This is a genomic window from Occultella kanbiaonis, assembly GCF_009708215.1.
In the GTDB taxonomy this organism is placed as follows: domain Bacteria; phylum Actinomycetota; class Actinomycetes; order Actinomycetales; family Beutenbergiaceae; genus Occultella; species Occultella kanbiaonis.
On record NZ_CP046175.1, the window covers coordinates 4,748,469 to 4,774,482 of the forward strand.

General features: G+C 72.2%; 25 protein-coding genes and 1 tRNA gene. 9 read left to right on the forward strand and 17 right to left on the reverse strand.

Annotation, left to right across the window (positions count from 1 at the left end; translation table 11 throughout):
* Positions 1 to 9: 9 nt before the first annotated feature.
* The 3 genes from nadE to GKS42_RS21795 form a co-directional block, all read right to left on the reverse strand.
* On the reverse strand, positions 10 to 867 hold the full coding sequence (gene nadE / locus GKS42_RS21785) for an NAD(+) synthase (protein WP_290368035.1): 858 nt from the start codon (positions 865 to 867) through the stop codon (positions 10 to 12).
* A 54-nt stretch (positions 868 to 921) separates the two neighbouring features.
* A complete protein-coding gene (locus GKS42_RS21790) occupies positions 922 to 3,360 on the reverse strand; it encodes a DEAD/DEAH box helicase (RefSeq protein ID WP_154795731.1) in 2,439 nt (812 codons plus the stop codon).
* 115 nt (positions 3,361 to 3,475) lie between these two features.
* A complete protein-coding gene (locus tag GKS42_RS21795) occupies positions 3,476 to 4,033 on the reverse strand; it encodes a TetR family transcriptional regulator (protein WP_154795732.1) in 558 nt (185 codons plus the stop codon).
* A gap of 81 nt (positions 4,034 to 4,114) precedes the next feature.
* Between GKS42_RS21795 and GKS42_RS21800 the strand changes: the two genes are divergently transcribed.
* The gene (locus GKS42_RS21800; protein ID WP_154795733.1) at positions 4,115 to 4,510 is read left to right on the forward strand and encodes a VOC family protein; all 396 of its coding nucleotides are present in this window, start codon (positions 4,115 to 4,117) and stop codon (positions 4,508 to 4,510) included.
* A gap of 171 nt (positions 4,511 to 4,681) precedes the next feature.
* On the opposite strand, the gene GKS42_RS21805 is transcribed toward GKS42_RS21800, so the two are convergent.
* The 8 genes from GKS42_RS21805 to ssd all read right to left on the reverse strand — a co-directional run bounded on the left by GKS42_RS21805 (position 4,682) and on the right by ssd (position 10,669).
* On the reverse strand, positions 4,682 to 5,509 hold the full coding sequence (locus tag GKS42_RS21805; RefSeq protein ID WP_154795734.1) for an SAM-dependent methyltransferase: 828 nt from the start codon (positions 5,507 to 5,509) through the stop codon (positions 4,682 to 4,684).
* A gap of 138 nt (positions 5,510 to 5,647) precedes the next feature.
* Positions 5,648 to 6,088 carry an Rv3654c family TadE-like protein gene (locus GKS42_RS21810; RefSeq protein ID WP_210769241.1) on the reverse strand — a complete coding sequence of 147 codons (441 nt, stop codon included), beginning with the start codon at positions 6,086 to 6,088 and terminating at the stop codon, positions 5,648 to 5,650.
* A complete protein-coding gene (locus GKS42_RS21815; protein ID WP_154795735.1) occupies positions 6,085 to 6,447 on the reverse strand; it encodes a TadE family type IV pilus minor pilin in 363 nt (120 codons plus the stop codon). Before GKS42_RS21815 ends, GKS42_RS21810 begins: the two co-directional genes overlap by 4 nt.
* A 183-nt stretch (positions 6,448 to 6,630) precedes the next feature.
* Positions 6,631 to 6,864, reverse strand: a complete 234-nt coding sequence (locus GKS42_RS21820) for a DUF4244 domain-containing protein (protein ID WP_154795736.1) — start codon at positions 6,862 to 6,864, stop codon at positions 6,631 to 6,633.
* A gap of 135 nt (positions 6,865 to 6,999) precedes the next feature.
* Positions 7,000 to 7,605, reverse strand: a complete 606-nt coding sequence (locus GKS42_RS21825) for a type II secretion system F family protein (RefSeq protein ID WP_154796897.1) — start codon at positions 7,603 to 7,605, stop codon at positions 7,000 to 7,002.
* The gene (locus tag GKS42_RS21830; protein ID WP_154795737.1) at positions 7,605 to 8,210 is read right to left on the reverse strand and encodes a type II secretion protein F; all 606 of its coding nucleotides are present in this window, start codon (positions 8,208 to 8,210) and stop codon (positions 7,605 to 7,607) included. Before GKS42_RS21830 ends, GKS42_RS21825 begins: the two co-directional genes overlap by 1 nt.
* Before the next feature lie 200 nt (positions 8,211 to 8,410).
* Positions 8,411 to 9,640 carry a TadA family conjugal transfer-associated ATPase gene (locus tag GKS42_RS21835; protein ID WP_232847790.1) on the reverse strand — a complete coding sequence of 410 codons (1,230 nt, stop codon included), beginning with the start codon at positions 9,638 to 9,640 and terminating at the stop codon, positions 8,411 to 8,413.
* Between the two features lie 12 nt (positions 9,641 to 9,652).
* Entirely contained in the window at positions 9,653 to 10,669 is a 1,017-nt protein-coding gene (ssd, locus tag GKS42_RS21840; RefSeq protein ID WP_154795738.1) for a septum site-determining protein Ssd, read from the reverse strand.
* A gap of 403 nt (positions 10,670 to 11,072) precedes the next feature.
* Between ssd and GKS42_RS21845 the strand changes: the two genes are divergently transcribed.
* The 4 genes from GKS42_RS21845 (at position 11,073) to GKS42_RS21860 (ending at position 16,292) form a co-directional block, all read left to right on the forward strand.
* Entirely contained in the window at positions 11,073 to 12,305 is a 1,233-nt protein-coding gene (locus tag GKS42_RS21845; protein ID WP_154795739.1) for a hypothetical protein, read from the forward strand.
* 134 nt (positions 12,306 to 12,439) lie between these two features.
* Positions 12,440 to 14,449: an acetate--CoA ligase gene (acs, locus tag GKS42_RS21850; protein WP_154795740.1), complete on the forward strand. Its 2,010-nt coding sequence runs from the start codon at positions 12,440 to 12,442 to the stop codon at positions 14,447 to 14,449.
* Positions 14,450 to 14,543: 94 nt separating this feature from the next.
* Positions 14,544 to 15,452 carry an alpha/beta fold hydrolase gene (locus tag GKS42_RS21855; RefSeq protein WP_154795741.1) on the forward strand — a complete coding sequence of 303 codons (909 nt, stop codon included), beginning with the start codon at positions 14,544 to 14,546 and terminating at the stop codon, positions 15,450 to 15,452.
* Positions 15,453 to 15,614: 162 nt separating this feature from the next.
* A complete protein-coding gene (locus GKS42_RS21860; RefSeq protein WP_154795742.1) occupies positions 15,615 to 16,292 on the forward strand; it encodes a Crp/Fnr family transcriptional regulator in 678 nt (225 codons plus the stop codon).
* 94 nt (positions 16,293 to 16,386) lie between these two features.
* On the opposite strand, the gene GKS42_RS21865 is transcribed toward GKS42_RS21860, so the two are convergent.
* The 4 genes from GKS42_RS21865 to GKS42_RS21880 all read right to left on the reverse strand — a co-directional run bounded on the left by GKS42_RS21865 (position 16,387) and on the right by GKS42_RS21880 (position 18,581).
* On the reverse strand, positions 16,387 to 17,343 hold the full coding sequence (locus GKS42_RS21865) for a type IV toxin-antitoxin system AbiEi family antitoxin domain-containing protein (RefSeq protein WP_232847791.1): 957 nt from the start codon (positions 17,341 to 17,343) through the stop codon (positions 16,387 to 16,389).
* Positions 17,344 to 17,585: 242 nt separating this feature from the next.
* Entirely contained in the window at positions 17,586 to 18,059 is a 474-nt protein-coding gene (locus GKS42_RS21870) for a RidA family protein (RefSeq protein WP_154795743.1), read from the reverse strand.
* Positions 18,056 to 18,211 carry a Sp36 family protein gene (sp36, locus tag GKS42_RS21875; protein WP_133109685.1) on the reverse strand — a complete coding sequence of 52 codons (156 nt, stop codon included), beginning with the start codon at positions 18,209 to 18,211 and terminating at the stop codon, positions 18,056 to 18,058. The genes GKS42_RS21870 and sp36 overlap by 4 nt, the downstream gene beginning before the upstream one ends.
* 22 nt (positions 18,212 to 18,233) lie before the next feature.
* A complete protein-coding gene (locus GKS42_RS21880; RefSeq protein WP_154795744.1) occupies positions 18,234 to 18,581 on the reverse strand; it encodes a WhiB family transcriptional regulator in 348 nt (115 codons plus the stop codon).
* Positions 18,582 to 18,933: 352 nt separating this feature from the next.
* On the opposite strand from GKS42_RS21880, the gene GKS42_RS21885 reads away from it, so the two are divergent.
* From GKS42_RS21885 to GKS42_RS21895, 3 genes are all read left to right on the forward strand, one after another.
* The gene (locus GKS42_RS21885; protein WP_168217949.1) at positions 18,934 to 21,414 is read left to right on the forward strand and encodes a penicillin-binding protein; all 2,481 of its coding nucleotides are present in this window, start codon (positions 18,934 to 18,936) and stop codon (positions 21,412 to 21,414) included.
* A 69-nt stretch (positions 21,415 to 21,483) separates the two neighbouring features.
* Positions 21,484 to 22,431 (forward strand): metallophosphoesterase, encoded by a 948-nt coding sequence (locus GKS42_RS21890; protein ID WP_232847792.1) that lies wholly within the window; start codon positions 21,484 to 21,486, stop codon positions 22,429 to 22,431.
* Between the two features lie 108 nt (positions 22,432 to 22,539).
* Positions 22,540 to 22,613, forward strand: a tRNA-Pro gene (locus GKS42_RS21895).
* A gap of 76 nt (positions 22,614 to 22,689) precedes the next feature.
* On the opposite strand, the gene GKS42_RS21900 is transcribed toward GKS42_RS21895, so the two are convergent.
* On the reverse strand, positions 22,690 to 23,982 hold the full coding sequence (locus GKS42_RS21900) for a uracil-xanthine permease family protein (protein WP_154795747.1): 1,293 nt from the start codon (positions 23,980 to 23,982) through the stop codon (positions 22,690 to 22,692).
* A gap of 139 nt (positions 23,983 to 24,121) precedes the next feature.
* Here GKS42_RS21900 and GKS42_RS21905 point away from each other — a divergent pair, with 139 nt between their 5' ends.
* Positions 24,122 to 24,607, forward strand: coding sequence for an NUDIX hydrolase (locus GKS42_RS21905; protein WP_154795748.1), 486 nt, complete (start codon positions 24,122 to 24,124; stop codon positions 24,605 to 24,607).
* Positions 24,608 to 24,709: 102 nt separating this feature from the next.
* Here the strand turns inward: GKS42_RS21905 and GKS42_RS21910 are convergent, their stop codons facing one another.
* Positions 24,710 to 25,777 (reverse strand): 3-deoxy-7-phosphoheptulonate synthase, encoded by a 1,068-nt coding sequence (locus tag GKS42_RS21910; RefSeq protein WP_154795749.1) that lies wholly within the window; start codon positions 25,775 to 25,777, stop codon positions 24,710 to 24,712.
* Positions 25,778 to 26,014: the final 237 nt, after the last annotated feature.

Genomic DNA, 26,014 nt, shown 5'->3' on the forward strand with positions numbered 1-26,014 from the left:
CCGGCCCGGTCAGAGGAGGGCGAGGTCGTCCGGGGTGACCGGCATGGCCCGTTTGTGCCCGGTGCGGGCGAAGGCCGCCTCGATCGTCTCGCGGTCCGCCTCGGCGACGACGCCACCCTCGAGGTAGGTGTCGATCGCCTCGTAGGTCACGCCGAGGGCCACCTCGTCCGGGTTGCCGGGCTTGCCGTCCTCGAGGTCCGCCGTCGGGACCTTCGTGACCAGCTGCTCCGGCGCGCCCAGGTGGGCACCGATCGCCCGGACCCGACGCTTGGTGAGCCCGGCGAGCGGGGTCAGGTCGCAGGCGCCGTCGCCGTGCTTGGTGTAGAAGCCGGTGACCGCCTCGGCCGCGTGGTCGGTGCCGATCACGAGCAGGTTGCGGGCGCCGGCGATCGTGTACTGGGCGACCATCCGCTGGCGGGCCTTGATGTTGCCCTTGACGAAGTCCGCCGCGGCCTCGCTGGGGGCGGTCGCGCCACCGGCCCGGACCGCGGCGACCATGGCATCGGTCGGCTCGGCGATGTTCACGGTGAGCACCTCGTCGGCCTCGATGAAGGAGATGGCCACCTGGGCGTCGGCCTCGTCGGCCTGCACCCCGTACGGCAGCCGGACCGCCACGAACGCGGCCTGCCTGCCCTCGGCACGGAGCCGCTCGACGGCCAGTTGTGCGAGGCGTCCCGCCGTCGTGGAGTCCACCCCGCCGCTGATGCCCAGGACGTACCCCGCCGCACCGGTGCGGCGCAGGTACTCGACCAGGAACCCGATCCGGCGCTCGGCCTCGGCGGCAGCGTCGAACTCGGCAGGGACGCCGAGCTCGTCGACGATGCGCTGCTGGGTGGGTGGGAGCTGGCGGATCTGCGCGGTGGTCACGTTCACACGGTAGCGATCAGCGAGGTGCCGGTACCAGCGTGGTCGGGCCGAGGCTCACGACCCGGGTGCGAACTCGAGGAGCAGTCCGAGCACGATCAGGGCGCCCGCCTTGTCCAGCGGGTTGTTGTTGTTCCCGCACTTGGGCGACTGCACGCAGCTCGGGCAGCCCGTCGCGCACCGACATGAGGCGACGGCGTCCCGGGTCGCGGCGATCCAGGTGCGGGCCGCGCGAAAGCCGCGCTGCGCGAACCCGGCGCCGCCGGGGTACCCGTCGTAGACGAACACGGTGGGTTCGAACGTGTCGGCGTGGATCGCCGTGGAGAGTCCGCCGATGTCCCACCGGTCGCAGGTGGCGATCAGCGGGAGCAGTCCGATCGCGGCGTGCTCGGCGGCGTGCAGGGCCCCTGGCAGGTTCGCGGGGCCGACGCCTGCCTCGGCGAGGACCGAGGAGTCCACGTGCCACCAGGTGCCGGTGGTGTGCAGGGTGCGCTCAGGCATGTCGAGCGGGTAGGACGCGATGATCTCCATGCCAGGCAGCCGGCGGCGGTCATAGCCGTTCACCCGGGCCGTCACCTCGAGGTGCCCGTAGTTCCACCGGACCGGTCCCCACTGCTGCTCGGTGTCCGTGCTGACGATCCGCACGTGGGTGTCGGAGCGGGCCCGGGTGCGGTAGCCGAGGTTCTGGGCGGTGACGAGCGCGACGTCGTCGCCGTAGTGCTCCACCCGGTAGGTGCGGCCCTGGTGGGTGTAGACCGCCCCTTCGTGCACGGTGGCGTCGGCGCGGTCACCGTCGACCGTGCCGAGCACACGGCCGGTGCCCTCCTCGACGACCTGGACCTGCGCCTCGCTCCCGCCGCGCAGGTCGGTGAGCCCGGCGGGGTGCTCGGGGCGGGCGTAGTTCCAGTACCAACCGCCGGGACGACGGCGCAGCAGCCCCCGCGCGACGAGCTCGTCCGGGAGGGCGGCGTCGGCGAGGCCGAACCTGGCCAGGTCGGCCTCCGTCAGCGGGAGTTCGGCGGCGGCGGCGCACAGGTGCGGGGCGAGCACGTAGGGGTTGGCCGGGTCGAACGCGGTGGCCTCGACCGCGACGCCGAAGATCGCCTCCGGGTGGTGCACCAGGTAGGAGTCCAGCGGGTCGTCGCTGGCGATGAGTACCGCGAGACCTTCGGCGCCCGCCCGGCCGGCCCGGCCGACCTGCTGCCACAGCGACACCCGGGTTCCCGGCCAGCCGGCGATCAGGACGGCATCGAGGCCTGAGATGTCCACGCCGAGCTCGAGGGCGTTCGTCGAGGCGAGCGCGAGCAGGTCGCCGGTCCGCAGAGCGGCCTCGAGCTCGCGGCGCTCCTCGGGCAGGTATCCGCCCCGGTAGGCGGCGACCCGGTCCGCCAGGTCCTCCTGGGCGCTCGGGTCCGGGGCGGCGCCGGGCGCGCGCCAGCGCCGGCCGAGCCGGTCGCGGGTGTGGACCGCGATCACCTCGGCGCCGATGCGCGAGCGGACGAAGGCGAGGGTGCGGCGTCGGGCCCGGACGAGGTCGGTGAGAAGGTCCGCGGTCTCCGACAGGGCCGACCGCCGCGGACCGTCCTCGGGGGCACCGCTCGGGACACCCGGCGGCAGGTCCTGGTCGACGAAGTCGTCCTCGGCGACCTCTTCGGCGTCGGTGAGCAACGGCGGCATCCAGAGCGCGACGGTGCGCCGGCCGGCGGGCGAGGCATCCGCGGTGACGGCATGCACCTCGGCGGCATCGACCCCGAGCAGCCGGGCCGCCGTCACCTCCGGCTCCCCCGTCGTCGCCGACGCCATGATCGCCGTCGGGTGTGCCCCGTAGTGCTCGGCCAGCCGGAGCAGCCGGCGCAGCACCAGGGCCACGTGCGCGCCGAGGACCCCGCGGTAGGCATGGCACTCGTCCACGACGATGTACCGCAGGCCGCGGAGCAGTCGCTGCCAGCGCTTGTGCCCGCTGAGCATGGAGAAGTGCAGGAAGTCCGGGTTCGTCAGGACGATGTCTGCGTAGTCGCGGGCCCAGTCGCGCTCGTTCAGCGGGGTGTCGCCGTCGCACGTCACGGCCCGCACGTCCCTGATCGCTCCGGCGCGGAGCAGTTCGGTGAGTCCGTGCAGTTGGTCCGCAGCCAGCGCCTTCGTGGGGCTGAGGTACAGGACGCTCGGACGACGGGTGAGTGTGGAGATCCTGGTGCCGGGGGCCTGGGCGCGGATGGCGGTGATCGCCGGGAGCCACCCGGCCAGCGACTTGCCGGATCCCGTGGAGGTCGCGAGGACCACGTGCCTCCCGGCCCAGGCGGCCTCCGCGGCCTCCACCTGGTGCACCCAGGGCTCGGTGATGCCGCGGGCACGATAGGCGCTCACGAGGTCGGGGTCCGCCCACTGCGGCCACGCGGCGGTCCGGCCGGCACGCGCCGGCATCCGCTCGACGTGCAGGAGACTGTCCTGCTCACGACGACCGGTCAGGAGCACCTGCAGCGTGTCCCGGTCGGCCATTCGCCGATTGTCGCAGCACCGTCGGACACCATCTGTTCGCTGCGACGACCGCGCGCCCCGTCGGCGACGTACCCGAGCAACGTCGATCAGCCTGCGCCGACGATGCGGCGATTCGTCAGCGACGCAGCGAGTCGATCATCCGGTTCAGCGCCGCCTCGGCCAGTTCCGGTCGTCCGCCGTCGGCGATCCAGATCGCCGCCTCGTTCATCGCGCCGCCGAGCAGCGCACCGGCGGCACCGGGGTCCACGGCCAGATCGTCGAGCGCGGCCAGTCCTTCGGCCAGTAGGTGCGCGGACTGCTGGGAGTCCATCCGGCGCCAGGACTCCCAGCCGACCACGGCGGGTCCGTCCACGAGCACGATCCGCCGGATACCTGGCTCCACTGCGGCCTTCAGGAATGCCGCGCTCCCGTCCCTGATCGCGGGCCAGCCCGCGCCCGGGGCCGCGTGCGCGACGGCGTCCGCGATCACGGCGTGGGCGTCGGCGAGCACGGCCGTGAACAGCCCCAGCTTGTCGCCGAAGTGGTGATAGACCGCGCCCCGGGTCACACCTGCCGCCTCCGCCACCCGCTCGAGACCGACCGCCGCATACCCGTGCTCGGCGAACAGCTCGCGGGCCACCTCACGCAGCCGCCGTTCGGTCGCCTCGCTCTGCGCCTTGGTCGCTCTGGCCACGGCCAACTCCTTTACAAACAGTCTGTACGTATTCTACGGTGGACTCTATACATACAGAGTGTATCTAACTGGAGGCATCCCATGATCACCAGCATCTACCCGGTCCTGATGAGTACGGACGTGGCGGCCAGCGCCGCCTTCTTCACCGAGCGGTTCAGTTTCGAGACCGTGTTCGAGGCCGACTGGTACGTCTCGCTGCGCCGGGACAGCTGGGAGCTGGCCTTCGTCGACGCCGACCATCCGACGATCCCCAGCGGCTTCCGCGCCGCGGCGAGCGGGGTGCTGGTCAACATCGAGGTGGATCACGTCGACGAGGAATACGCCCGGCTCACTGCCGCCGGCGATGTGCGGGTCGCGCTCGAGCTCCGCTCGGAGGACTTCGGGCAGCGGCACTTCATCGTCGTGGCGCCCGGCGGCGTCCTCGTCGACGTCATCGAGCCGATCCCGTACGCCGGCGAGTTCGCGGCGCAGATCTGATCCTGACGTCGCGCCGACCCCCGGGCGAGTTCGTGGCGCGTGCGCGATCCTGACGCCGCGCTGATCCCCGGGCGAGTTCGTGGCGCGGTCTTGATCCTGACGTCGCGCTGATCCTCGACGCGACTTCGCGGCGGCGCGGGCCCGATCCTGACCCGCGCCCTGATCCCGCGGCTACGCGGTCGCCGGTTGCGGCACGTCTGTGGCGGCGAGCGTCAGATAGGCGAATCCCATGACGTCCCGGTGCCCGCGCAGCCAGATCGAGCGCTGCGCGTCCAGGCCCTGCCTGACCGCATCGGCGTCCGGGTGGTCCGGGTGGGCAGCGAGCCAGAGTTCCCGGTCGGCCATATGACCGGACTCGTACTCCTCCCACTCCTCCCGCGTGACGGTCTCGGTGCGGATCGGACGGAAGCCGGCGGCGATGGCCTGATCGACCAGGTCGGCGAGCAACGGACAGTCCTCGGCGGTGGTGCCCTCCCACATGTTTGCGAGTTCGGTCGCCGTGGGTGGATGCTCCCAGTACTCGACTCCGAACAGCAGCCGTCCACCGTCGCGCACACGGCCGCGCAGCGCGGTGAGTGCCTCGGGGATCGAGCCGAAGGCGTGGAATGCGCCGATGTTCAGCACGATGTCGGCCGGTTCGGTGGGCTGGGCGGCGGAGCCTTCGACGAGGTCCACGCGGTCCCCGAGGGCGCGGCCCGCAGCGGTGACCCGCGCGCGTTCGAGGTCCGGGCCATGGACATCCACGCCGATGCCGCGAGCCTCCGGTGCCCCGGCGAGCGTCATGAGCAGGAGTTCGGCCCAGCCGCAGCCCAGGTCCACGATCAACGCCGGGCTGGTCGCCGCGAGGTCGGCCGCCAGGCGATGGGCGCGTTGGGACGAGAGCGGGGCGTTGAAGGTCAGCAGGCTGCCCGACCCCGAAGGGGGCGGAGCGGAGCCGTCGGCTGACGCAGTTCCGACATCATTTGGCGTCGCCGGGCCGTCGTTCGGTGTCGAGGTCATCGCAGGCGACCCTGCACCGCCGATCTGTCACCGTCAAGGTGATTGGTGGTCACCGTCGATGGGAGTCAGCGGGGGTGGTGCCCCTCGGCCGACAGACTCCGGGCCGACCGACTCCGGCCCGACCGACTCCGGCGCGACTCACTCCAGTCCGACCGGCCCGGCCCGGGCCTGCGCGGTGGCCCGGGCCGACCACCCGGGGACCGGCGTCACCGGGACCCCGACCTGCACGGTCACCATGCCGCCCGCGGACACGACACAGGAGTCGAGCTCGACGCCGTGGCGCTGCGCGACGCCACCCGCGGCCGCGCACGCGTCGCCGGAGCGGCCCGCCGCCACCTCGGCACCGGCGATGGCAGCGAGATCGGCCGACCCCTGCGCCAGGCCGCGCGCACTCGTGACCCGGGCCAACCCGCCGATCAACACGGCGAGGATGAGCGCCGCCGCAACGATGCCGAGAACCAGGACCGTGGCCGATCCCCGTTCTCCCTCGCCGAGGCGGCTCGAGATACCTCGGTGGGCGAACCGAGCGCGGGCACGACGTTCACCCGACGCGGCAGGCACGAACCGCACCGGTGTCACGGCCCACTCCCGGGTTCGGCGCGTGCGGAGAACTCGGCCGAGGCCATCAGCCCAGCGGCCCCGAACGGGCCCGCGTCCACGGGTGCGCTGACGCGGACCACCACCCACCCGTCGGCGGACGTGACCGAGACCTGAGCCTGCTCGCCGGCGAGGTCGGAGGCGATGGCTGCCACCTCCGCCTCACCGGAGCCGAGTGCGGCCGCGCGGGCACCCGCACGAGCGGCGTCCGTGCACCGCACCTGGGCGGTCGCCGCCGCCGCAACGAGCAGGACGGCGACCAGCACCAGGACGACGGCGGGCAGCACGATCGCGAACTCGGCCGTGACCGAGCCCTGCTCGCGCTGCCCAACGCCCGGCACGCCGCGGGAGTGGCCGTGTCCGGGCCTGATGCGGCCCGTGCGGCCTGCTAGGCCCCGACCGACCCGGCTCCGACCGGCCAGGCTCCGACCGACCCGGCTCCGACCGACCCGGCTCCGACCGACCCGGCTCCGACCGGCCTGACTCCGACCGGCCTGGCCACTCTTCCCGGGTGCCTGCACGGATCAGCCGCCCACCGACAGCGCCTGCCGGATGATCCCGAGCAGGAGCCCGCGGACCTCGTCGCTGCGCAGGATCACCAGGAGCAACCCGGCGAAGGCCACGGCCGCCAGGGTGGCGATGGCGTACTCCGCGGTGGCCATCCCCGCCTCAGCCGTGCGCCGCACCAGCACGTACCGACGCCGCAGACCCGACACGAAGCGGCGCCACGCCGCGGCTCCGAACTTGGCGATTCTCATGTTCTTCCTCTCGTCTCCGGGATCGGCCGACCCCGTCCTGCCTCCACTGTGGGCGCTGCCACCGCCAGCGGCTCTGGGCGCCGGGGCTCCTGTGGACGGCCGGGCATCGGCCGTCTCGCGGTGGGTCACTGGAGCTCAGGGCCCGAGCAGGTCGAGCCCTGTCGACAGCAGCACCGGGACCAGCCCGAGCAGGATGAAGGACGGGAGCAGGCACAGCCCGAGTGGGAGGACCAACTGCACACCCAGTCGGGCCGCGGCCTCCCGGGCGCTCGCGCCCCGGCGAGCACGGACCCCTTCCGCGGCTTGGCGCAGGCCTGCTCCGGGCGCCACGCCGTCGCACCAGGCGGGGGCCAGCGCCCGAGACACCGCAGCCCAACCGTCGTCGACGCCGAGCCAGGCCTGATCCCAGTCGGCACCGAGCCGGAGGGCGCCGGCGACGCGCCGGAGCGGCTCACCCTGCTCGGCCGGCAGCGCATGTCCAAGGGCATCGAGCGCGGCGGGGATCGAGACGCCGGCGGTGAGCGCCGCGTCGAGCAGGTCGAGCACCACCGCGGGATCGACGACCGGGCCGGACTCCCGGTGCCGACGTCGTAACGGGAGCCGGCTGTGCGCCGGCTCGCCGGTCCTTGACGCTGCCGTTGTGGGCCGCGCGGACGGTGCGTACGCGAGTGGTACGCGTCGCAGCGCCCACGGCACCGCCGCGAGCACCATCAGCACGGCGGCGAGCCACGCCGGACTCATCACGCACCCGCTCGTTCGGCTCGACGCACCAGCGTCGCGACCCACCGCCGGCCGACCACGACCAGTCCGACCCCGAGCACGAGGCACCAGCCGCCGATCCCGCCGCCGAGCAGCACGCCGAGCGGATCGGCACCGAGGCCCGTGCCGAGCAGCACGCCGGCCAGCGGCAGCCAGGCGAGCAGTCGTGCCGTCGACCTGGGGCCGGCGAGCGCAGCGCGCCGGGCCGAGGCCGCCTCGGCCGACTCGACGAGCCCACTCGCACAGCGCTCGAGGACATCGGCCAGCGGCGTGCCCACGCGATGGGCGATCCGGCAGGCAGCGATGGCACCGGCCACCTGTGCCTCGTCCGCGCCGTGCCCCACCCGTTCGGCGAGTTCCGTGAGCGGATCCGGGACGCCCGACGGCCCGCGGTCGCCCGCCATCCATGACTCGTCCGCGCCCGGCGAGGTCCGCGCGGCGGGTGGTCGGGGCCGCACGGCGAGGGAATGGACCACCGGGTCCGCGGCCGAGGCGGGTCCGACCATGCCGGTGCTCGCAAGCGCCCGTTCCCACGCGGACTCGACGTCGGACCCGGACCGCAGCCTCGCGGCGACCTCCACGAGCACCTCACCGATGAGGATCGGTCGGTCGCGCGGCCTCCAGAGACCTCGTCGCGGCGCGCGGCGGCCGGGCCCGGCGCTCGAGCGTCGATCCGCGCGGCCGCGCGGACGACCCCGGTCCTGCGGACGCGCGGGTGTGCCACGGTGACCGGGCGCCGTCAGCAGCCACACGGCCAGGACACACAGCACGGCCCCGAGCACCCCGCTCACCGTGCCGCGTCCAACCGCTCGGCGAGCGCCGGCCAGCCCGGTCCCCAGCGCCACCCGCCGCGGCCGTCACGACCCATCGCGACCTCGCAGCGCATGCCGTCACCGCCGTCGGGCGAGAGCACCGCGACCTGATCCACGTGACGACGGCCCTCGGTCCGGCGCAGGTGCACCACCGCGTCGAACGCACTGAGCGCCTGGATCGCGACTGCTGCCGGACTCAGCCCGGCGAGTGTGCCGAGCGCGGCGAGGCGGGCCGGAACATCGGTGGCCGCGTTGGCGTGCACCGTGGCCAACCCGCCGTCATGGCCGGTGTTGAGGGCACCGAGCACCTCCCGGACCTCGGCTCCACGACACTCCCCCAGCACCAGCCGGTCCGGGCGCATCCGCATCGCCGTGCGCACCAGGTAGTCCAGCCCGATCCCGCCGACGCCCTGCACGTTCGGCCGTCGGACCTGCAGGTGCACCACGTGCGGGTGGTCCGGCGCCAGCTCCGCCGCCTCTTCGATGCACACGATCCGTTCGTTCGGCGGCACCAGCGAGAGCATGCTGGCCAGGAGCGTGGTCTTGCCGCTGCCGGTGGCGCCGCTGACCAGAACGTTCGCGCGCACGCGCACGAGCTGGGCGAGGATCTGCGCGGACCGGTCGTCGAGGAACCCGTCCTCGACCAGTTCAGCGAGCCGGAACGCCCGACGGCGGACCGTGCGTAGCGAGATCAACGCACCTTCCGCGCTGAGCGGGGCAAGCACGGCGTGCAGGCGGGTGCCGTCCGGAAGTCGTCCCTCCGCAACGGGCGCGGCGTCATCCAGCCTCTGGCCGGCGACGGCGGCGAGCCGGGTGGCGAGGGTGCGGATGTCGCCGAGACCCGCCGCCGGGACCCGGCGCAGGCCGTCGCCGCGATCCACCCAGACACCGTGGTCGGCATTCACGAGGACGTCGGTCACCCGGGGGTCGTCGAGCAGCGGCTGCAGCACCGGGCCGGCGCCGAGGAGTTCGGCCCTGGCGTCCCGCTCCAGCGTGATCAGGTCACGGTCGCCGATCGGGCTGGAGGTCTCCCGGACCGCCCTGGTGACCCGGCCGGGGTCCGGCTCCTGGTGGCTCCCGAGCAGCCGGTCGCGCACCTGATCGACCCCAGCCTTCGCCATCGGCAGCCGATCGCCCACCTGGTTGGCACCGGTGTTCGCCAGCGGCGGCCGATCGGGTACCCGGGCGGCCCTCGTGCTCGTCATCGTCGGTGCCGATCAGTCGGCGAGGCCGAGTGCGCCGACGAGCGTGCGTGCGCCGCGGATCAGCGGACCTCGGCGCTGTTCACCCGGCGCGACACCCCGTTCGACGGCGGCCGCGAGGGACCGTTCGGGGCGCATGGTCAGCTCCAGCGGCAGCTCGCAGGCCCGGGCGATCTCCTGGGCGGTCAGCCCGCCGGGCGCCGGGCCCCGGACCACCAGGCGTACGTCCGCGCCGGTCAGCGCGCGGGCCAGCACCTGCGCACCCGCGGCGGACGCGACATCACAGGTCGCCGCCACGAGGACCACGTCGCAGAAGGGCACCCAGTTGGCCTCGCCGGACTCGGCCGCACCTCGGGCGAGATCGAGGACGAGGACGTCGTGACCGGCGGCCAGCGCCTCGAGGACGGGGATCTCAGCCCCCTGTGACGGGCCGCCCCGCCAGTCCGCGGACAGCACGTGCACCCCGTGCCACACCGGGAGCGCCACCGAGAGCGATTCGGAGTCGAAGCCGCCCCGGTCCCCGGCGAGGTCGCCCCAGCGGACCCCGCCCTCGTGCTCGATGCCCAGGATCAGCTCCACGCCCGCCCCGCTCAGGTCCAGATCCGCGAGGGCCACACCCAACCCGGCATCCGCGCAGGCACGGGCCAGCGCGGTGGCCAGCGCCGAGGTGCCCACGCCGCCACGGGCGCCGATCACGCCGACCACCTGCGCACGCCGCGTCCGGGTCGCGGCACGTGCCCGGGCGAGCACCTGCTCGGCGGCACCCGGCAGCACGAGGCACGCTCCGCCGTCGGGCGCGGCTGCCCCGGGCACCACACTCACCCACGCGGACCGGTGCCGGACCTCGGTCCACGACGGGTCCTGCGGACCCCACTCGGTGGCGCTGTCGAGCAGCAGACCGGCCTCCGGCGGCCCGGCGGCGGGCGGGTGGATCGCCAGCGGCACCCCGGCGAGCGAGGTCACCGCCCGCACCTGCTCGATCAGGGCGGCGTCGGCCGAACGCAGGGCGATGATCGGTTGCTCCAGGGACACCGTGACTCCTCGGGTCGGGCCTTGAGCGTGCCCCGTGCGGCCACGCCGTCGCCGCCCCGATCACCCCGTTGTGGACGGTGAGGGGTCGGGGATCGCCTGTGGACACGATCGTCGATCCCTTCCCAACCCCAGCCCGAGGGAGTAGAAATGGAGGACAACTCCAGCAGCGGCGAGTACCCACGCGCGATAGGTCCACGAATAGGACCGGGCGACCGGGATCCGTCCCGTAGCGACCCGTACCGGATATGCACGCTTGATCGCTCGTACGCCACTGAAGGTGACAACGGCGCCCCTGGGGCGCCGTTGTTGCGTGATTCCGGTGCCCCGCCGGTTCGGCGCGCCCTCCGGATCCGCACCGTCCACCTCGCTACGGTGACTCCACACGACGATCTTGGAGGATCCAGTGAGCACCGACCCGCCCAGTACCGGTGACAAGGACGAGGTGAACCCCGCACCCGCCGACGACACCACCGCGACTCCAGACGCGCCCACGCAGGGCGGCGTGCTGCCCAGCCCGTCGAGGGCCACCGGTCGGGCGGAGCCCGCCGCGTCCTCGGACCCGACCGCCGAGCCGGTCGACCGCGGTCTCGACGAGTCCGTCGCGCCGGTCTCCGAGACCGACCTCGCCGATGAGCCCAAGGCTGCCGGTACCGACCTGCCCGCCGCCGAACCGGTGACAGCCGCCGAACCGGTGACAGCCGCCGAACCGGTGACCGCAGCCGGGACGACCCTGCCCGCCGCGAGCGAGCCCCCGACCGCCACGACCAGCCCCGTCGAGGACACCCCCCGGGCCCTCGACGCCGACGAACCCCTGGAGGACGACGTGCCCCCTGCCCCCACCCGCGAGGAGGACGAGGCGGTCCGCGCCGAGCGAGCGCGCCGGTTCGGCCGCCCCTCCGCCGAGAGCGCCGCATCCGCCGACGAGGCCGGCACGACCGCCGTCGGCCCCACCGCGGCCGGCACGACGGCCGCCGGCACGACCTCGACCGACGCCACGGGCAGCGACGCCGGCGCCATCGCGGCCGGCACCACCGCCGGTGTCGCGGCCGGCACCGCCACCGAGGCGGACACCGTGGGCCCGGTGACACCGTCCGAGACCGCGGCCCGCGGGGCGGACGACCCCTTCGAGGACTGGGACGACGGCCCGCAGTCCCGTACCAGCGCGCACTGGTGGGGCATCCTCATCGCCGTCGTGTTCACCCCGGTCGCGTGGTACCTCATCGCCGACGGCGGTGACCGCATCGCGCACGCGCAGAACACGAATCTCGACCAGATCAACGTGGCCGGGTTCATCGAGCTCGGCGGGGGCATCCTCGCGCTCATCGCGCTCTTCATCGCGGCCCGTTGGTCCTCGGTGGGCTCGATCATCGTGGGCTCGGTCGGCGTGGTGGTCGGCGCCGCGTTCCTCGCCGTGCCCCGCTTCGTCCTGGACTTCCTGGACGAGCAGGCCGCCCCGGTCTTCGAGCGGCTCCAGCAGTTCGGCACGAACATCTACGACCACCTCCTGTCCGACGGCCAGACCGGTCGCCTGGTGGCCTACGGCATCGTCCTGATCTTCACCGGCGTGGTCTCCCACGGAGCCCGCCGACAGGGTCGCCGCGAGGAACGACGCAAGACCGCAGTCGGACTCGACTGATCCCCACCGACCCCACGGGACGGTCCGGTGCCTCGGCGCCGGGCCGTCCCGTTCGTCGTCGTCCCGTAGTTGGGACCGGCCCGCCGGTGCCTGCGCGATGGGCATAGGCTGACCCGCGAAACCATGCACCGTCGATGTTGCTCGGAGGAACCGTGACGGACCAGCACAACCCTGCCCTGGAGAACCTGCTCTCGGAGACGCGGTCGTTCCCACCCGGCTCGGAGTTCGCCGCGCAGGCGAACGCCCAGCCGGAACTGTACGACCGTGCGGCCGCGGACCGGCTCGGGTTCTGGGCCGATCAGGCGAACACGTACCTGACCTGGTCGAAGCCGTTCACCGAGGTCCTCGACTTCTCCGGGGCACCGACGGCCCGCTGGTTCGCCGACGGTCAGCTCAACGCGGCCTACAACGCCGTGGACCGGCATGTCGAGGCCGGTAACGGGGACCGGGTCGCGATCCTCTTCGAGGGCGAGCCGGGCGATACCCGCACCCTCACCTACGCCGACCTCAAGGACGAGGTCTCCCGGGCCGCGAACGCCCTCGGCGCCCTCGGCGTGACGACCGGGGACCGGGTCGCGATCTACCTGCCGATGATTCCCGAGGCGGTCATCGCGATGCTCGCCTGCGCCCGGATCGGGGCCACCCACTCGGTGGTCTTCGGCGGCTTCTCGGCCGAGGCCCTGTACTCCCGGATCACCGATGCGGACGCGAAGCTGGTCATCACCAGCGACGGCGGCTACCGCCGCGGCAAGCCGAGCGCTCTCAAGCCGGCCGTCGACGAGGCCCTCACCAAGGGCGAGACGAACGTCGCGCACGTGCTCGTGGTGCGCCGCACCGAGCAGGACGTGGCCTGGACGCAGGGCCGGGACGTGTGGTGGCACGACGCGCTCACCGACGCCTCACCCGAGCACACCCCGGTCCCGGTGGACGCCGAGCACCCGCTCTTCATCCTCTACACCTCCGGCACCACCGGTAAGCCCAAGGGCATCCTGCACACCACGGGCGGCTACCTGACCCAGGCCGCCTACACGCACTCGGTGGTCTTCGACCTCAAGCCAGAGACGGACGTGTACTGGTGCACGGCCGACGTCGGCTGGGTCACCGGGCACTCCTACGTGACCTACGGCCCGCTCATCAACGGCGCGACCCAGGTCCTCTACGAGGGCACTCCGGACACCCCGCACAAGGGCCGCTGGTGGGAGATCGTCGCCAAGTACAAGGTCACCATCCTCTACACCGCTCCGACGGCGATCCGCACCTGCATGAAGTGGGGCGAACAGATCCCCGGCGAGTTCGACCTCAGCTCGCTGCGCGTCCTGGGCAGCGTCGGTGAACCGATCAACCCCGAGGCATGGATGTGGTACCGCCGCGTCATCGGCGCCGACCACACCCCGATCGTGGACACCTGGTGGCAGACCGAGACCGGCGCGATCATGATCTCGCCGCTGCCCGGCGTCACCGCCGCCAAGCCCGGCTCGGCGCAGACCCCACTGCCGGGCATCAGCGCCGACATCTGGAACGACGCCGGCGAGCCCGTCGGCAAGGGCGGCGGCGGGTACCTCGTCCTGGACGAGCCCTGGCCCTCGATGCTGCGCGGCATCTGGGGTGACGAGCAACGCTTCAAGGACACCTACTGGTCCCGCTTCCCCGGCACCTACTTCGCCGGCGACGGAGCCAAGTACGACGACGAGGGCAACATCTGGCTCCTCGGCCGCGTCGACGACGTCATGAACGTCTCCGGCCACCGCCTGTCGACCACCGAGATCGAGTCGGCGCTGGTCTCCCACGACTGGGTCGCCGAGGCCGCCGTCGTGGGCGCCTCCGACGACACCACCGGCCAGGCGGTCGTCGCGTTCGTGATCCTGCGCGGCGAGGCCGTCGAACGCGCCGACGAGATCGGCGAGGGACACGACGTCGTCGCCGAACTGCGCAACCACGTCGCGAAGGAGATCGGCCCGATCGCCAAGCCCCGCTCGATCCTGGTGGTCGCCGAACTCCCCAAGACCCGGTCCGGGAAGATCATGCGCCGCCTCCTGCGCGACGTCGCCGAGCACCGCCCCGTCGGAGACGTCACCACCCTCGCCGACACCTCGGTGATGGACCTCATCTCCACCGGCCTCAACACCGCCCCCGCCGCAGACTGACCGGACCCGGCGGGCCGGGTGCTCGCGATCGCCCACGCCGGGCGCGAGATCGTGAACACCCGCCTGCCGCGGTGTTGGGATAGCCTCAGGACCCGTGACCGTCGACCCCTCGATCATCCTCGGCGAGGGCCCCTGGACCCACCGGATGGTCGCCGCCAACGGCGGCCGGTTCCACGTGGCGCTGGCCGGCCCTGACGACGGTGACGCCCCCCTGGTGGTGCTGCTGCACGCCTTCCCGCAGTTCTGGTGGGCCTGGCGTGCGCAACTGCCGATGCTCGCCGACGCCGGCTACCGGGTCGCGGCGATGGACCTGCGCGGCTTCGCCGGGTCGGACAAGCCGCCGTCGGGCCACGACACGCCTTCGATGGTCGCCGACGTGAGCGGCGTGATCCGGTCCCTCGGCGCCACGCAGGCCGTGGTCGTGGGGCACGGGATCGGTGGTCAGGTGGCGTGGTCAATGCCGAGCATGGCGCCGCGCGTCACCCGGGCCATCGGCGTGGTCGGCGCGCCGCACCCGGTGTTCCTGCACTCGTGGTCCCATCGCGCGGCGCCGGCCGGGACGATCGGCAGGCTGGCGAAGTTCCAGGTGCCGTGGTTCCCGGAGCACTCGCTCACCCGCGGCGATCTGGTCGCGCGGCTGCTGCACGCCTGGGGCGCGCCCGGTTGGAAGAGCCCGGACGTCGACCTGTACACGGACGCGATGCGGCTGCCATTCGTGGCCCACAGCGCGATGGAACAGATCCGCTGGTTGGTGCGCTCCACGCCGCGTACCGACGGCCGCCGGTTCCGGTCCGCGGTCTCCGCACCGGTGGCGGTACCGGTGCTGTCCCTCCACGGTGCCAAGGACGGGAACCTGCCACCACGCGCCTGTCGCCGCGACATCGAGATGGTCACCGCCCGGTACAGCCGGGTAGTGGTCGACGGCGCAGGTCACTTCGTGCCGGAGGAGTCACCCGAGGAGGTGGGTGAGTTGTTGCTCGCCTGGCTCGCCGAGCTGCCCTGAGGCGACCCGCCGCTCCGAGTGGCGTTGGCGGTGGGCCAGCAACCGCCCTAATGTGGCGCACGGACACGCTGGGCCTGTCACGGTCTGCCCCAAGTCCGGGCGGGTGGCAGACTGTGGTTTACCTCACACGCCTGCCCGTTGGGCAACGAACAGGGAGATTCGATGAACGAGACCGTGGTCCGTACCGCACCGCTCTTCGCCGAACTGAGCGACGAGAGCTATCTCGCGGTGCGGGAGCGGATGGAGGCCCTGACGTTCCGGCGCGGCGAGGAGATCTTCCACGAGGGCTCGGCCGGTGACCGGCTCTATGTGATCGGCTCCGGCAAGGTGAAGCTCGGCCACATGGCCCCGGACGGCCGGGAGCACCTGCTGGCCATCCTCGGCCCGGGCGAGATCCTCGGCGAGGTCTCCCTCTACGACCCGGGCCCCCGCACCGCCACGGCGACGGCGCTGGCCACGACCGAGATGGTCGAGCTGAGCCATCAGGGGCTGCTGCAGATCCTCGACGCGCGTCCCGAGGTGTCCCAGCACCTGCTCCGCTCGCTGGCCCTGCGCCTGCGCCGCACGAACGACAAGGTCGCGGACCTGATCTTCTCCGACGTACCGGGCCGGGTCGCGAAGGCACTGCTGGACCTGGGCCGCCGGTTCGGCGAACGCACGGACGCCGGGCTGAAGGTCACGCACGACCTCACCCAGGAGGAGCTTGCCCAGTTGGTCGGCGCGACCCGGGAGACCGTGAACAAGGCCCTGGCCGAGTTCTCCTCGAGGGGCTGGCTGCAGCTGCAGGGCCGATCCGTCATCCTCATCGACATCGACCGCCTCACCCACCGCGGACGCTGACCGACACCCCTGCCCACCCCGGCCACCCCGGCCCAGCCCTCTTGCCGCGACCCCCGGCCCCCCGCGCACCCGCCGAGCGCGCGGAAACCCTCGGTCAACTCACGAGGGACCGGGGGCTTCCGCGCACTCGGCCCAGGGCGGCGGCGACCTGTTGTGGGATCAGCGCCGGTTGATAGACGTCGGCGGCGGTGAATCGCAGGATCACCGTGTCCGTGCGCGACGCCAGGGCGTTCTGTCGGGCCCGGTCGCGGAACAGCGCCTCGGGAGCGGAGTGGATCGAGACGCCGTCGATCTCGACCAGCACCCACGAGCCATCCTCGCGGAGCCAGCCCATGTCACCTCGGGCGACGAAGGCACCGCGTGAGTCGGTGACCACCACCTGAATGTCATCCGGCGGGAGACACGCGTCCACGCACACCAACCTGGCACGCGTCTCGAGCGGCGACTCGGCCCGGCCGTCGACCAGGCCCCACCACGGGGTGAGCCTCGCGGCGCCTCGCCTGCCGCGAACCCGACGGCGGACCTCGGCGAGACCCTCGGCGTCGAGCTGGCGCCGGAACAGGGTCGAGTCGAGTACGGCGACCGCGCTCTCCCGGTCCATCTCGGGCAGCGCCTGGACCAGTGCGGAGCGAAGGTCGGCCACGGCCCGCCCGCGCAGTCTGGCGACGCCGAACCTGTGATCGAACCGCCGGACCCGGATCGACGCCGGACCGCGGTTCCCGCGACCTCCCGGCAGGCTCACCTCGGGTGTGATCCGGGCGGGCAGGCCCCACACCCCGTGGAGCGCGAGGGCGCACATGCCGACGGCGATCGCGTCCGGGCCGGCACCCAGCAGTCCGAGCCACGCAGCCCGGCGCCGCTGGTGATCGTGAAGATCGCCGACCGCTGGCTCACCGCAGTCGTAGACACCCCGCACGAGCCGGTGCCACAGCCCACTGCGGACAAGATTGGCGATCCGCAGCTCGGAGATGCCGAGGCGTGCGCACTGTGCAGTCGTGATCAGCCCCGCCTGCCCACGCGCGACCCGCAACGCAGACTCCGGTTGCCTCACACCTGCCACTGACCCAGCACACCATCGTCCGGTCCCCGCCCACGTGCCCCCTGTGGACAACGCCGACGAGCCCCCGCTCCGCTCCCATCCCCGGCGATCCCCGATCGTCCCGCACGGCTCGGCGAGCGCGCACTTGTCACGTTCCAAGCCGACCGGAACCGGTGGCAACAGCGCGCTCGAGCGAGTCGGGTGGGCAACCGAGGGTGGGGGCAGTCAGCCGGGGTGGCCTGGCCGATCGACGGTCAGTCGGGCAGGACCTCGACGGTCAGCTCGACCTCGACCGGAGCGTCGAGCGGAAGGACCGCGACGCCGACGGCGGAACGTGCGTGCACGCCCGCGTCACCGAAGATCTCCTGGAGCACGTTCGAGGCGCCGTTGATCACGCCCGGCTGTCCCGTGAACGACGGGTCCGAGGCGACGAATCCGACGACCTTCACGACCCGGACGATCCGGTCCACCCCACCGATCAGCGCGACCACGGCGGCCAGGCCGTTCAGGGCTGCGAGCCGGGCGAGCGCGGTCGCGTCGGCAGGACTGACCAGCCCGTCGCCCACGCCCACCTTGCCGGTGTGCGCCATCACGCCGTCGACCATGGGCAACTGCCCCGACGTGTGCACCAGGTCACCCTGACGCAGCGCCGGCACGTAGGACGCGACCGGCGGGACGACGTCGGGCAGGTCGATCCCGAGCTCGGCGAGGCGCGCCGATGCGCTCACGCCTTCTCCCGCTTGAGGTAGGCGACCAGTCCCTGACCGTCGGGGCCGGGCACCACCTGAACGAGTTCCCACCCGTCGGCGCCCCACTGGTCGAGGATCGCCTTCGTCGAGTGGATGATCAGTGGAATGGTCGCGTACTCCCAAGTAGCCATGCCACTGATCCTAGGGCTGGCTTCAGTTGTTGCGCGGATCGGCCCCTCGGCGCGGCTTCGTCGCCGGCCACTTCTGGCTGATCAGTTCGTTGATGGCGTTGCGGTCCGTGTCCGCCAGGGCCATCCGCCAGGACTCCACCGTGGGTGCGCGGCGCAACAGCGCGCGGCGCTCCCGCTCGGTCATGCCGCCCCAGACACCGAACTGGATCCGGTTGTCCAACGCGTCGACCAAGCACTCCAGGCGCACGGTGCAGGAGAAGCACACCTCGCGTGCCTGCCGCTGCGCCGCGCCCTGCACGAAGAGGTCGTCGGGCGACTTCTGCGCACACGCCGCCTGCAACGTCCAACTCTCATCAAAACGTACGTCCACAATGACCTCCACGACGAGACTGCCTGCCAGTCACTCGACAGGAGGGCTCTCGTCCCCGAAAAATACAAGGACTTCGAGCACTCCCCCCATGTGCGGAGTTATACACCTCCGCACGGACAAAAGACAGTCCTTGCCGATCGGCGGATGGAACCGGCTCAGCAGTCGGTCGCGCCGGAGCCTGTCCGGTTCGACGATTGCCGCGGATCCCCGTGGCATCAGGCGCGAGCGGGGACGGCACTCCGACGGCCTCCGACCCGTGTCCGGTTCCCCGCTAGGGGTGCTCGGACGCGCCCTACGCGCCGCCGTGCGCGGGAGGGTGGCCACACCCGGGGCACAACGTATCCTAGAACGCATGGCACCTCCTTCCCGGTCGACTTCGCGCGCCGTCAACGCGGCACAACTGGTCTCCCTGTTTCTCGCGTTCCTTCTGGTCGCGGGCGTCGGTGGCGTCCTCTCGGCCGGTTTCATGATGCCCTTCGTGACGGCCGTCGGCGCGACCACGGACGCCTCCACCCGGCTGTTCGACGAGCTGCCGACGGAGTTGGGCACGGAGGAGCTGTCCGAGCAGACGGTCATGAACGCCTCGGACGGGACCCGGCTCGCGACGTTCTTCCTCGAGAACCGGATCGTGGTGCCGCTGTCCGAGATCAACCCGTATATGGGTGCGGCCGTGATCGCGGTCGAGGACCAGCGCTACTACGAGCACGGCGGCGTGGACCCGGAGGGTCTGATCCGGGCCGCGGTGCAGACCCTGACCGGCTCCGGGCTCCAGGGTGGCTCGACGTTGACCCAGCAGTACGTGAAGAACGTGCTCATCGAGGCCGGCCGGAACGCGAACGACCCCGATGCGATCGAGGCCGCGCGGGAGAGCACCATCGGCCGCAAGCTCCGCGAGGCCAAGCTGGCGATCGCGCTGGAGCAGGTCCGCACGAAGGACGAGATTCTCGAGGGCTACCTCAACATCGCGCAGTTCGGCCCGTCCCAGTACGGGGTCGAGGCCGCCGCGCAGTACTTCTTCTCGGTCAGCGCCGCCGAACTCACCCTCGGCCAGTCCGCGATGCTCGCCCGGATCACGCAGAACCCGGCGAAGTGGAACCCGCGCAACAACCCGGAGGTCGCGGAGGCCGGCCGTAACACCGTGCTCGGGCTGATGCTCGCGCAGGGGAAGATCACCCAGGAGGAGCACGACGCCGCCGTGGCGCAGCCGATCGCGGACATGCTGAACGGCTCGGACACCCCGGTGGGCTGCTCGAACGCCGGCACCGCCGCGTACTTCTGCGACTACGTGAAGGCCGAGATCCTGAACAATCCGGTCTTCGGTGAGACCCAGGCCGAGCGGTACCAGCTGCTGGTGCGCGGCGGGCTGACCATCAACACCACGATCAACCTCACCATGCAGGCCCAGGCCTACGCCTCGCTCACCGACGCGATCCCCGTCGATGACCCCTCCGGCGTCTCGACCGCCGTCTCGACGGTCCAGCCCGGCACCGGGCAGATCCTCGCGATGGCGCAGAACACCCTGTACGGCAAACCCGCCGAGGGAGCCTCCAGAACCACCGAGGTGAACTTCAATGCCGACACCAGATACGGCGGCTCCAGCGGGTTCCAGACCGGGTCGACGTTCAAGGCGTTCGTGCTGACGCAATGGCTCATCGACGGACACTCCCTCAACGACTCGGTGGACGGTTCGCAGGGACAGACGTTCCCCCGCAACTCCTGGAACACGTGCCTGCCCGAGTACGCGAGCACCTACGAGCCGAAGAACCTCGAAGGCATCGGCACCGGCCGGATGACCGTGCTCTCAGCCACCGAGGAGTCCGTGAACACCGCGTTCGTGAACATGGCGAACCAGATGAACCTGTGCGATCTCGCGAACACCGCGCAGGCGATGGGCGTGCACCACGCGACCCTTCCTGTCGGTGGCACCTTCGACAACGGCTTCGAGCTGCAGGTGGTTCCCTCGATGGCGCTCGGCGTGAACGAGCTCGCGCCGCTGACGATGGCCGCGGCTTTCGCGACGTACGCCTCCGGCGGCGTGTACTGCGAGCCGATCGCGATCCTGTCCATCCAGAACTCGGACGGCGAGGAGCTCCCGGTCCCGCCGCAGACCTGCTCGCAGGCACTCCAGCCGAACATCGCGAACGCCATGAACTACGCGCTCGGACAGGTCGTCGCGGACGGCACCGGGCGGCCGAGCCGGCTTCCGGACCGCCCCTCCGCCGGTAAGACCGGAACGGCGAACGACGACTCCGCGGCCTGGTTCGTCGGGTACGTGCCCCAGCTCGCGTCGGCCGTGTGGGTCGGCTTCTCCGAGGGCACCGAGTCGATGCAGAACATCACCATCAACGGCCGCTACTACCAGTACGTCTACGGTGGCGCGATGTCCGCGCCCATCTGGCAGAACTACATGAGCCAGGCCGTTCAGGGGCTGCCCGTGGCAGGCTTCGCCGAGGCCGGCGACCGGGAGATCTACGGTGAACGCCGTCCCGTGCCGAACGTGGGCGGGCGTTCCGTGGCCGACGCCACGTCGATCCTGGAGGGTGCCGGCTTCACCGTCCGCACCGGTGCCACCGAGAACCACGACACCGTGCCGGCGGGGTCCGTGATCGGCACGAACCCGGGAGCCGGCAGCCTGGTCACCCCGGGCAGCGGTGTCACGATCGTGATCAGCGGGGGTCCTGCACCGGCGCCGCCCGCAACTCCCGAACCACCGGGTGACACCGGCGGCGGCGAGGGCGGCGGCGGCCCGGGCAATGGCGGCGGTAACGGTGGTGGCAATGGTGGTGGCAATGGTGGTGGCAATGGTGGCGGCAACGGTGGCGGCGATGACTGATCGCCCGCAGCGTCGGCTCGTCGCGGGGACGCTCGTCCCGGGGACACTCTGAGCACCACGGGCGCGGCCGTGCGCCGCGCCGTCGGGATCGGTGCCCTCGGTGCCGCTGCGGGACTCGGCTGGGCCCTCCTGGAGGCCCAGGCCTACACGCTGCGCCGGGTCACCGCGAGCGTCCTGCCGGCCGGGGCGCCGGACGTGCGGGTGCTGCACATCTCCGACCTGCACCTGCTCCCGAGCCAACGGCGCAAGGTGGAGTGGCTACGCACCCTCGCGGACCTGCGCCCGGACCTGGTCGTCAACACCGGCGACAACCTGGCCCACCGGAACTCGATGCCCGCGGTGCTGGAGGCCCTGGCACCACTGCTCGAGGTGCCCGGTGCCTTCGTGATGGGATCAAACGACTACTACGAACCGGTGCTGCGCAACCCGGCCCGGTATCTGCGTGACGACTCCCGGAGCCCGGACGCGCCCGTGGCGCCGCCGCTTCCCGCCCGGGCGCTCGGCCAGGCGTTCTCCGCGGCGGGCTGGGCGGACCTGACCAACACCCGCGCGCAGGTCGAGGCGGGCGGCGTGACGTTCTCGTTCGTCGGCGTGGACGACCCGCACCTCGAGCGCGACCGCTACCCCGCTGCCGACGCCGGCGACCCGGGCGGAACCATGACGGGCGAGCCCGACGGCGGTGGACCCGTCCTGCGCGTGGGCGTCACCCACGCCCCCTACGTGCGGATCCTCGACGCGATGCACGCGGACGGCTGCAGCCTGATCCTCGCGGGCCACACCCACGGCGGGCAGCTGTGCGTGCCCGGCTACGGCGCGCTCGTCACGAACTGCGACCTCGACCGTGGTCGCGCCAGCGGGCTGCACGGCTGGCCGGGCGTGCGCCCGGACGTCGACGGCGGCGCCTCCGGATCCTCCTGGCTGCACGTGAGCGCGGGGCTGGGCACGTCCCCATTCACCCCGGTCCGGTTCGCGTGCCGCCCCGAGGCGACGCTGCTCACGCTGACCGCAGCACGCTGATTCGCGGCGACCGACCCGAGTAGGTGGCCGCAGCCCGGCCTGTGATCGTCCGCACACCGGGCCGGTTTCACTATGGGCCCCTTACTCCGCTATCCTGACGAGGCTCCCCGGGGTGTGGCGCAGCTTGGTAGCGCGCTTCGTTCGGGACGAAGAGGTCGCAGGTTCAAATCCTGTCACCCCGACAGATTGTCGCTCGGAGAGCAACACGAAACAGGCCGGTCCCTCACGGGGCCGGCCTGTTTCGTGTGTGGTGCGGCGTCAGTCGCCGTCGACAGGCGTACCCGCACGCACCGGCTCGACCGCGGTGCCCCGCCACCGGGAGATGGCACGCATCACGTGGTAGACGAGCAGCGCGGAGGCGGTGCCGAGGGCTATGCCCTCGAACGTGAGGTCACCGGCCACCCAGGTGTAGTTCGCGATGCCGACGATGAGCGCGATGCCGGCGGTGGTCAGGTTCACCGGATCGGAGAAGTCGACCTTGGCCTGGACCCAGATGCGGGCACCGAGCACGCCGATCATCCCGTAGAGCACGGTAGCCGCGCCGCCGAGGACGCCAGCCGGCACCGTGTTGATGACCTCGCCGAACTTCGGGGACAGGCTCAGCACCAGCGCGAAGGTCGCGGCGGTCGCGTAGGCCGCGGTGGAGTACACCCGGGTGGCGGCCATCACGCCGATGTTCTCGGCGTAGGTCGTCGTCCCCGAGCCGCCGCCGGCCCCGGCAAGGGTGGTCGCGACGCCGTCGGCGATCAGCGCCCGCCCGGTGATCGCGTCGTAGTTGTCACCGGTCATCGCGGCGACCGACTTCACGTGCCCGATGTTCTCGGCGATCAGCACCAGGACCACCGGGATGAACAGGCCCAGCGTCGCGAGGTCGAACGTCGGCGTGGTGAACTGCGGCAGCCCCACCCAGTCCGCCTCCCCCACCTTCGTGAAGTCGATCTCGCCCCGCCACGCGGCCACGGCGTATCCCACGAGCACCCCGAGCAGGACCGCGAGCCGGCCGAGGATGCCCCGGAACAGCACCGTGATCAACACGATCGCGGCGATCGTGACGATCGCGGTCACCGGTGCCGCGGAGACGTTGCCCCAGGCCGCCGGGGCGAGGTTGAAGCCGATCAGGGCGACGATCGTGCCCGTCACGACCGGTGGCATCACGACGTCGATCCAGTGCGCCCCGGCCACGTGCACCACGACGCCGACCAGCGCGAGCAGCACGCCGACCACGAGGATGCCGCCCAACGCCGTCGACATGCCGTGCGTGCCCATCACGGCGCCGATCGGCGCGATGAACGCGAAACTGGAGCCGAGGTAGCTCGGCAGCCGGTTGCCGGTGATCAGCAGGAACCCGAACGTCCCAATCGCGGAGAAGAACAGGGTCGTCGAGGGTGGGAACCCGGTGATCAGCGGCACCAGGAACGTCGCGCCGAACATCGCGACCACGTGCTGAGCGCCGATGCCGATCGTGCGCGGCCAGGACAGCCGCTGCCCCGGGCCGACCACCTCACCCGGTCGGATCGTCCTGCCGTCTCGATACAACGTCCAGCCCTGCACGGGTGCTCCTCACCGAAGTGTTCGGGCCACCGGCCGGGACCCGTCCGGCATCGTAGCGGCGCCACGAGGATCGGCCGGACGCCCGCTGCCGCGGCGGACCGTGCGGAGCCGGCCCGGTGCCCGTGGCAGGATCGGTGCCATGCCGATCCCCGACTTCGTCACGGACCTACGACGGCACGTCGGTACCGAGCTCCTCTGGCTCTCCGGGGTGAGCGCGGTGGTGTTCGACGACGCCGACCGGGTCCTGCTCGGGCGCCGTAGCGACACCGGCCGGTGGGCCGTGATCAGCGGCATCCTCGACCCCGGCGAGCAGCCCGCGCTCGCCGCACTGCGCGAGGTCGCCGAGGAGACCGGCGTGAGCGCGCGGGTGGAGGCGTTGACGTCGGTACGCACCGGCGCCGCGGTCACCTACCCGAACGGTGATCGTGCGCAGTACCTGGACCTGACGTTCTGGTGCCGGCACACGGGTGGCGAGGCCCGCGTCGCCGACGACGAGTCGCTCGAGGTCGGGTGGTTCGCCGTGGACGCGCTGCCCGAGCCGCTTGCCGACTCCACCGGGCAGCGCCTCGCGGACACGCTCGCCTTCCGGGCCGACCCGTCGGCCGGACCCGCCTTCGAGCGGTGAGACGACGCCGTCGCCCGTCGGGCCCGACGGCGCGACGCCGGTTCCGTCCGTCGCCGCACCCGGTCACGTGGCCGGTCTCGTAGGCCGCCCGACGGCGCAGCGTCAGTTCGCGCGTCGCCGCGCCGCCGCGGCGGCCAGGTCCCGGAGCACCGACTCCGTCGTGTCCCAGGACATGCAGGCGTCCGTGACCGACTGGCCGTACGTGAGCCCGGACGGCGCCGGCTCCTGGCGCCCGGCAACCAGGAAGCTCTCCAGCATCACCCCGGCCACACCGCTCTCCCCCGCCGCGACGAGCTGTGCGAGCTCCCGAGCCACCTCGGCCTGACGGACGTGGTCCTTGCCGCTGTTGCCGTGGCTGGCGTCCACCACGAGGCGCCGGACCAGCGCTGAGGCCTCGAGCACGTCGAGAGCGGCGGTGAGCGCGGGCGGGGCGTAGTTCGGTCCCCGCCGACCGCCGCGCAGGATCACGTGGGAGTCCGGGTTGCCCGCGGTATTGACGACGGCGGCCCGGCCGGCCGCGTCCACGCCGAGGAAGGTCTGTGGTGCGGACGCGGCGACGCAACCGTCCGCGGCGACCTGGACGTCACCGTCGGAGGAGTTCTTGAAGCCGATCGGCATCGACAGCCCGGAGGCCAGCTGCCGGTGCACCTGGGACTCGACCGTGCGGGCACCGATCGCGCCGTAGCTGACGGTGTCCGCGATGTACTGCGGTGACGTCGTCTCGAGGAACTCACACCCGGCGCTCACGCCCGCGGCGAGAACGTCCAGGAGCACGGTCCGGGCCAGGCGCAGACCGCGCGGGATGTCGTAGCTGCCATCGAGCCCGGGGTCGTTGATCAGACCCTTCCAGCCGGTGGTGGTGCGGGGCTTCTCGAAGTAGACCCGCATCACCACGTGCAGGTCGTCGCTCAGTTCCGCCGCGAGCGCGGAGAGCCGGTGGGCGTACTCCACGGCCGCGACCGGGTCGTGCACCGAGCACGGGCCCACCACCGCGAGCAGGCGGTCGTCGCGGCCGGCGAGGATGTCCTGGGTGTGCGCGCGGGAGCGGGCCACGAGGTCCGCCGCCGCGTCCGGCAGCGGCTGCTCGGCGAGCACCTCGCTCGGGGTCGGCAGCGGCTCCATGCGCAGCACGCGCAGATCGCTGGTGCGTTCGCTCTGGATGGGATTCATCTTCAACGGTGTCCTTCCGGTCCGGGCGGATCACCCCAGGTCCCGGAGCGCCCGCCTCAATGGCGAAGGGCGCGGACCCCAAATGGTCCACGCCCTGTGTCGGCTCCGGTTGCGCGTCAGTGACTGAGCGCGACGGCCGGGGCCGACACGCTAAACCAATACTGCTGTGCGCAACGCATGAGGTGAGGATACACACCCGGCGAGGCTGCGCCGTCGGGCGTCTCACCCGACGGCGCA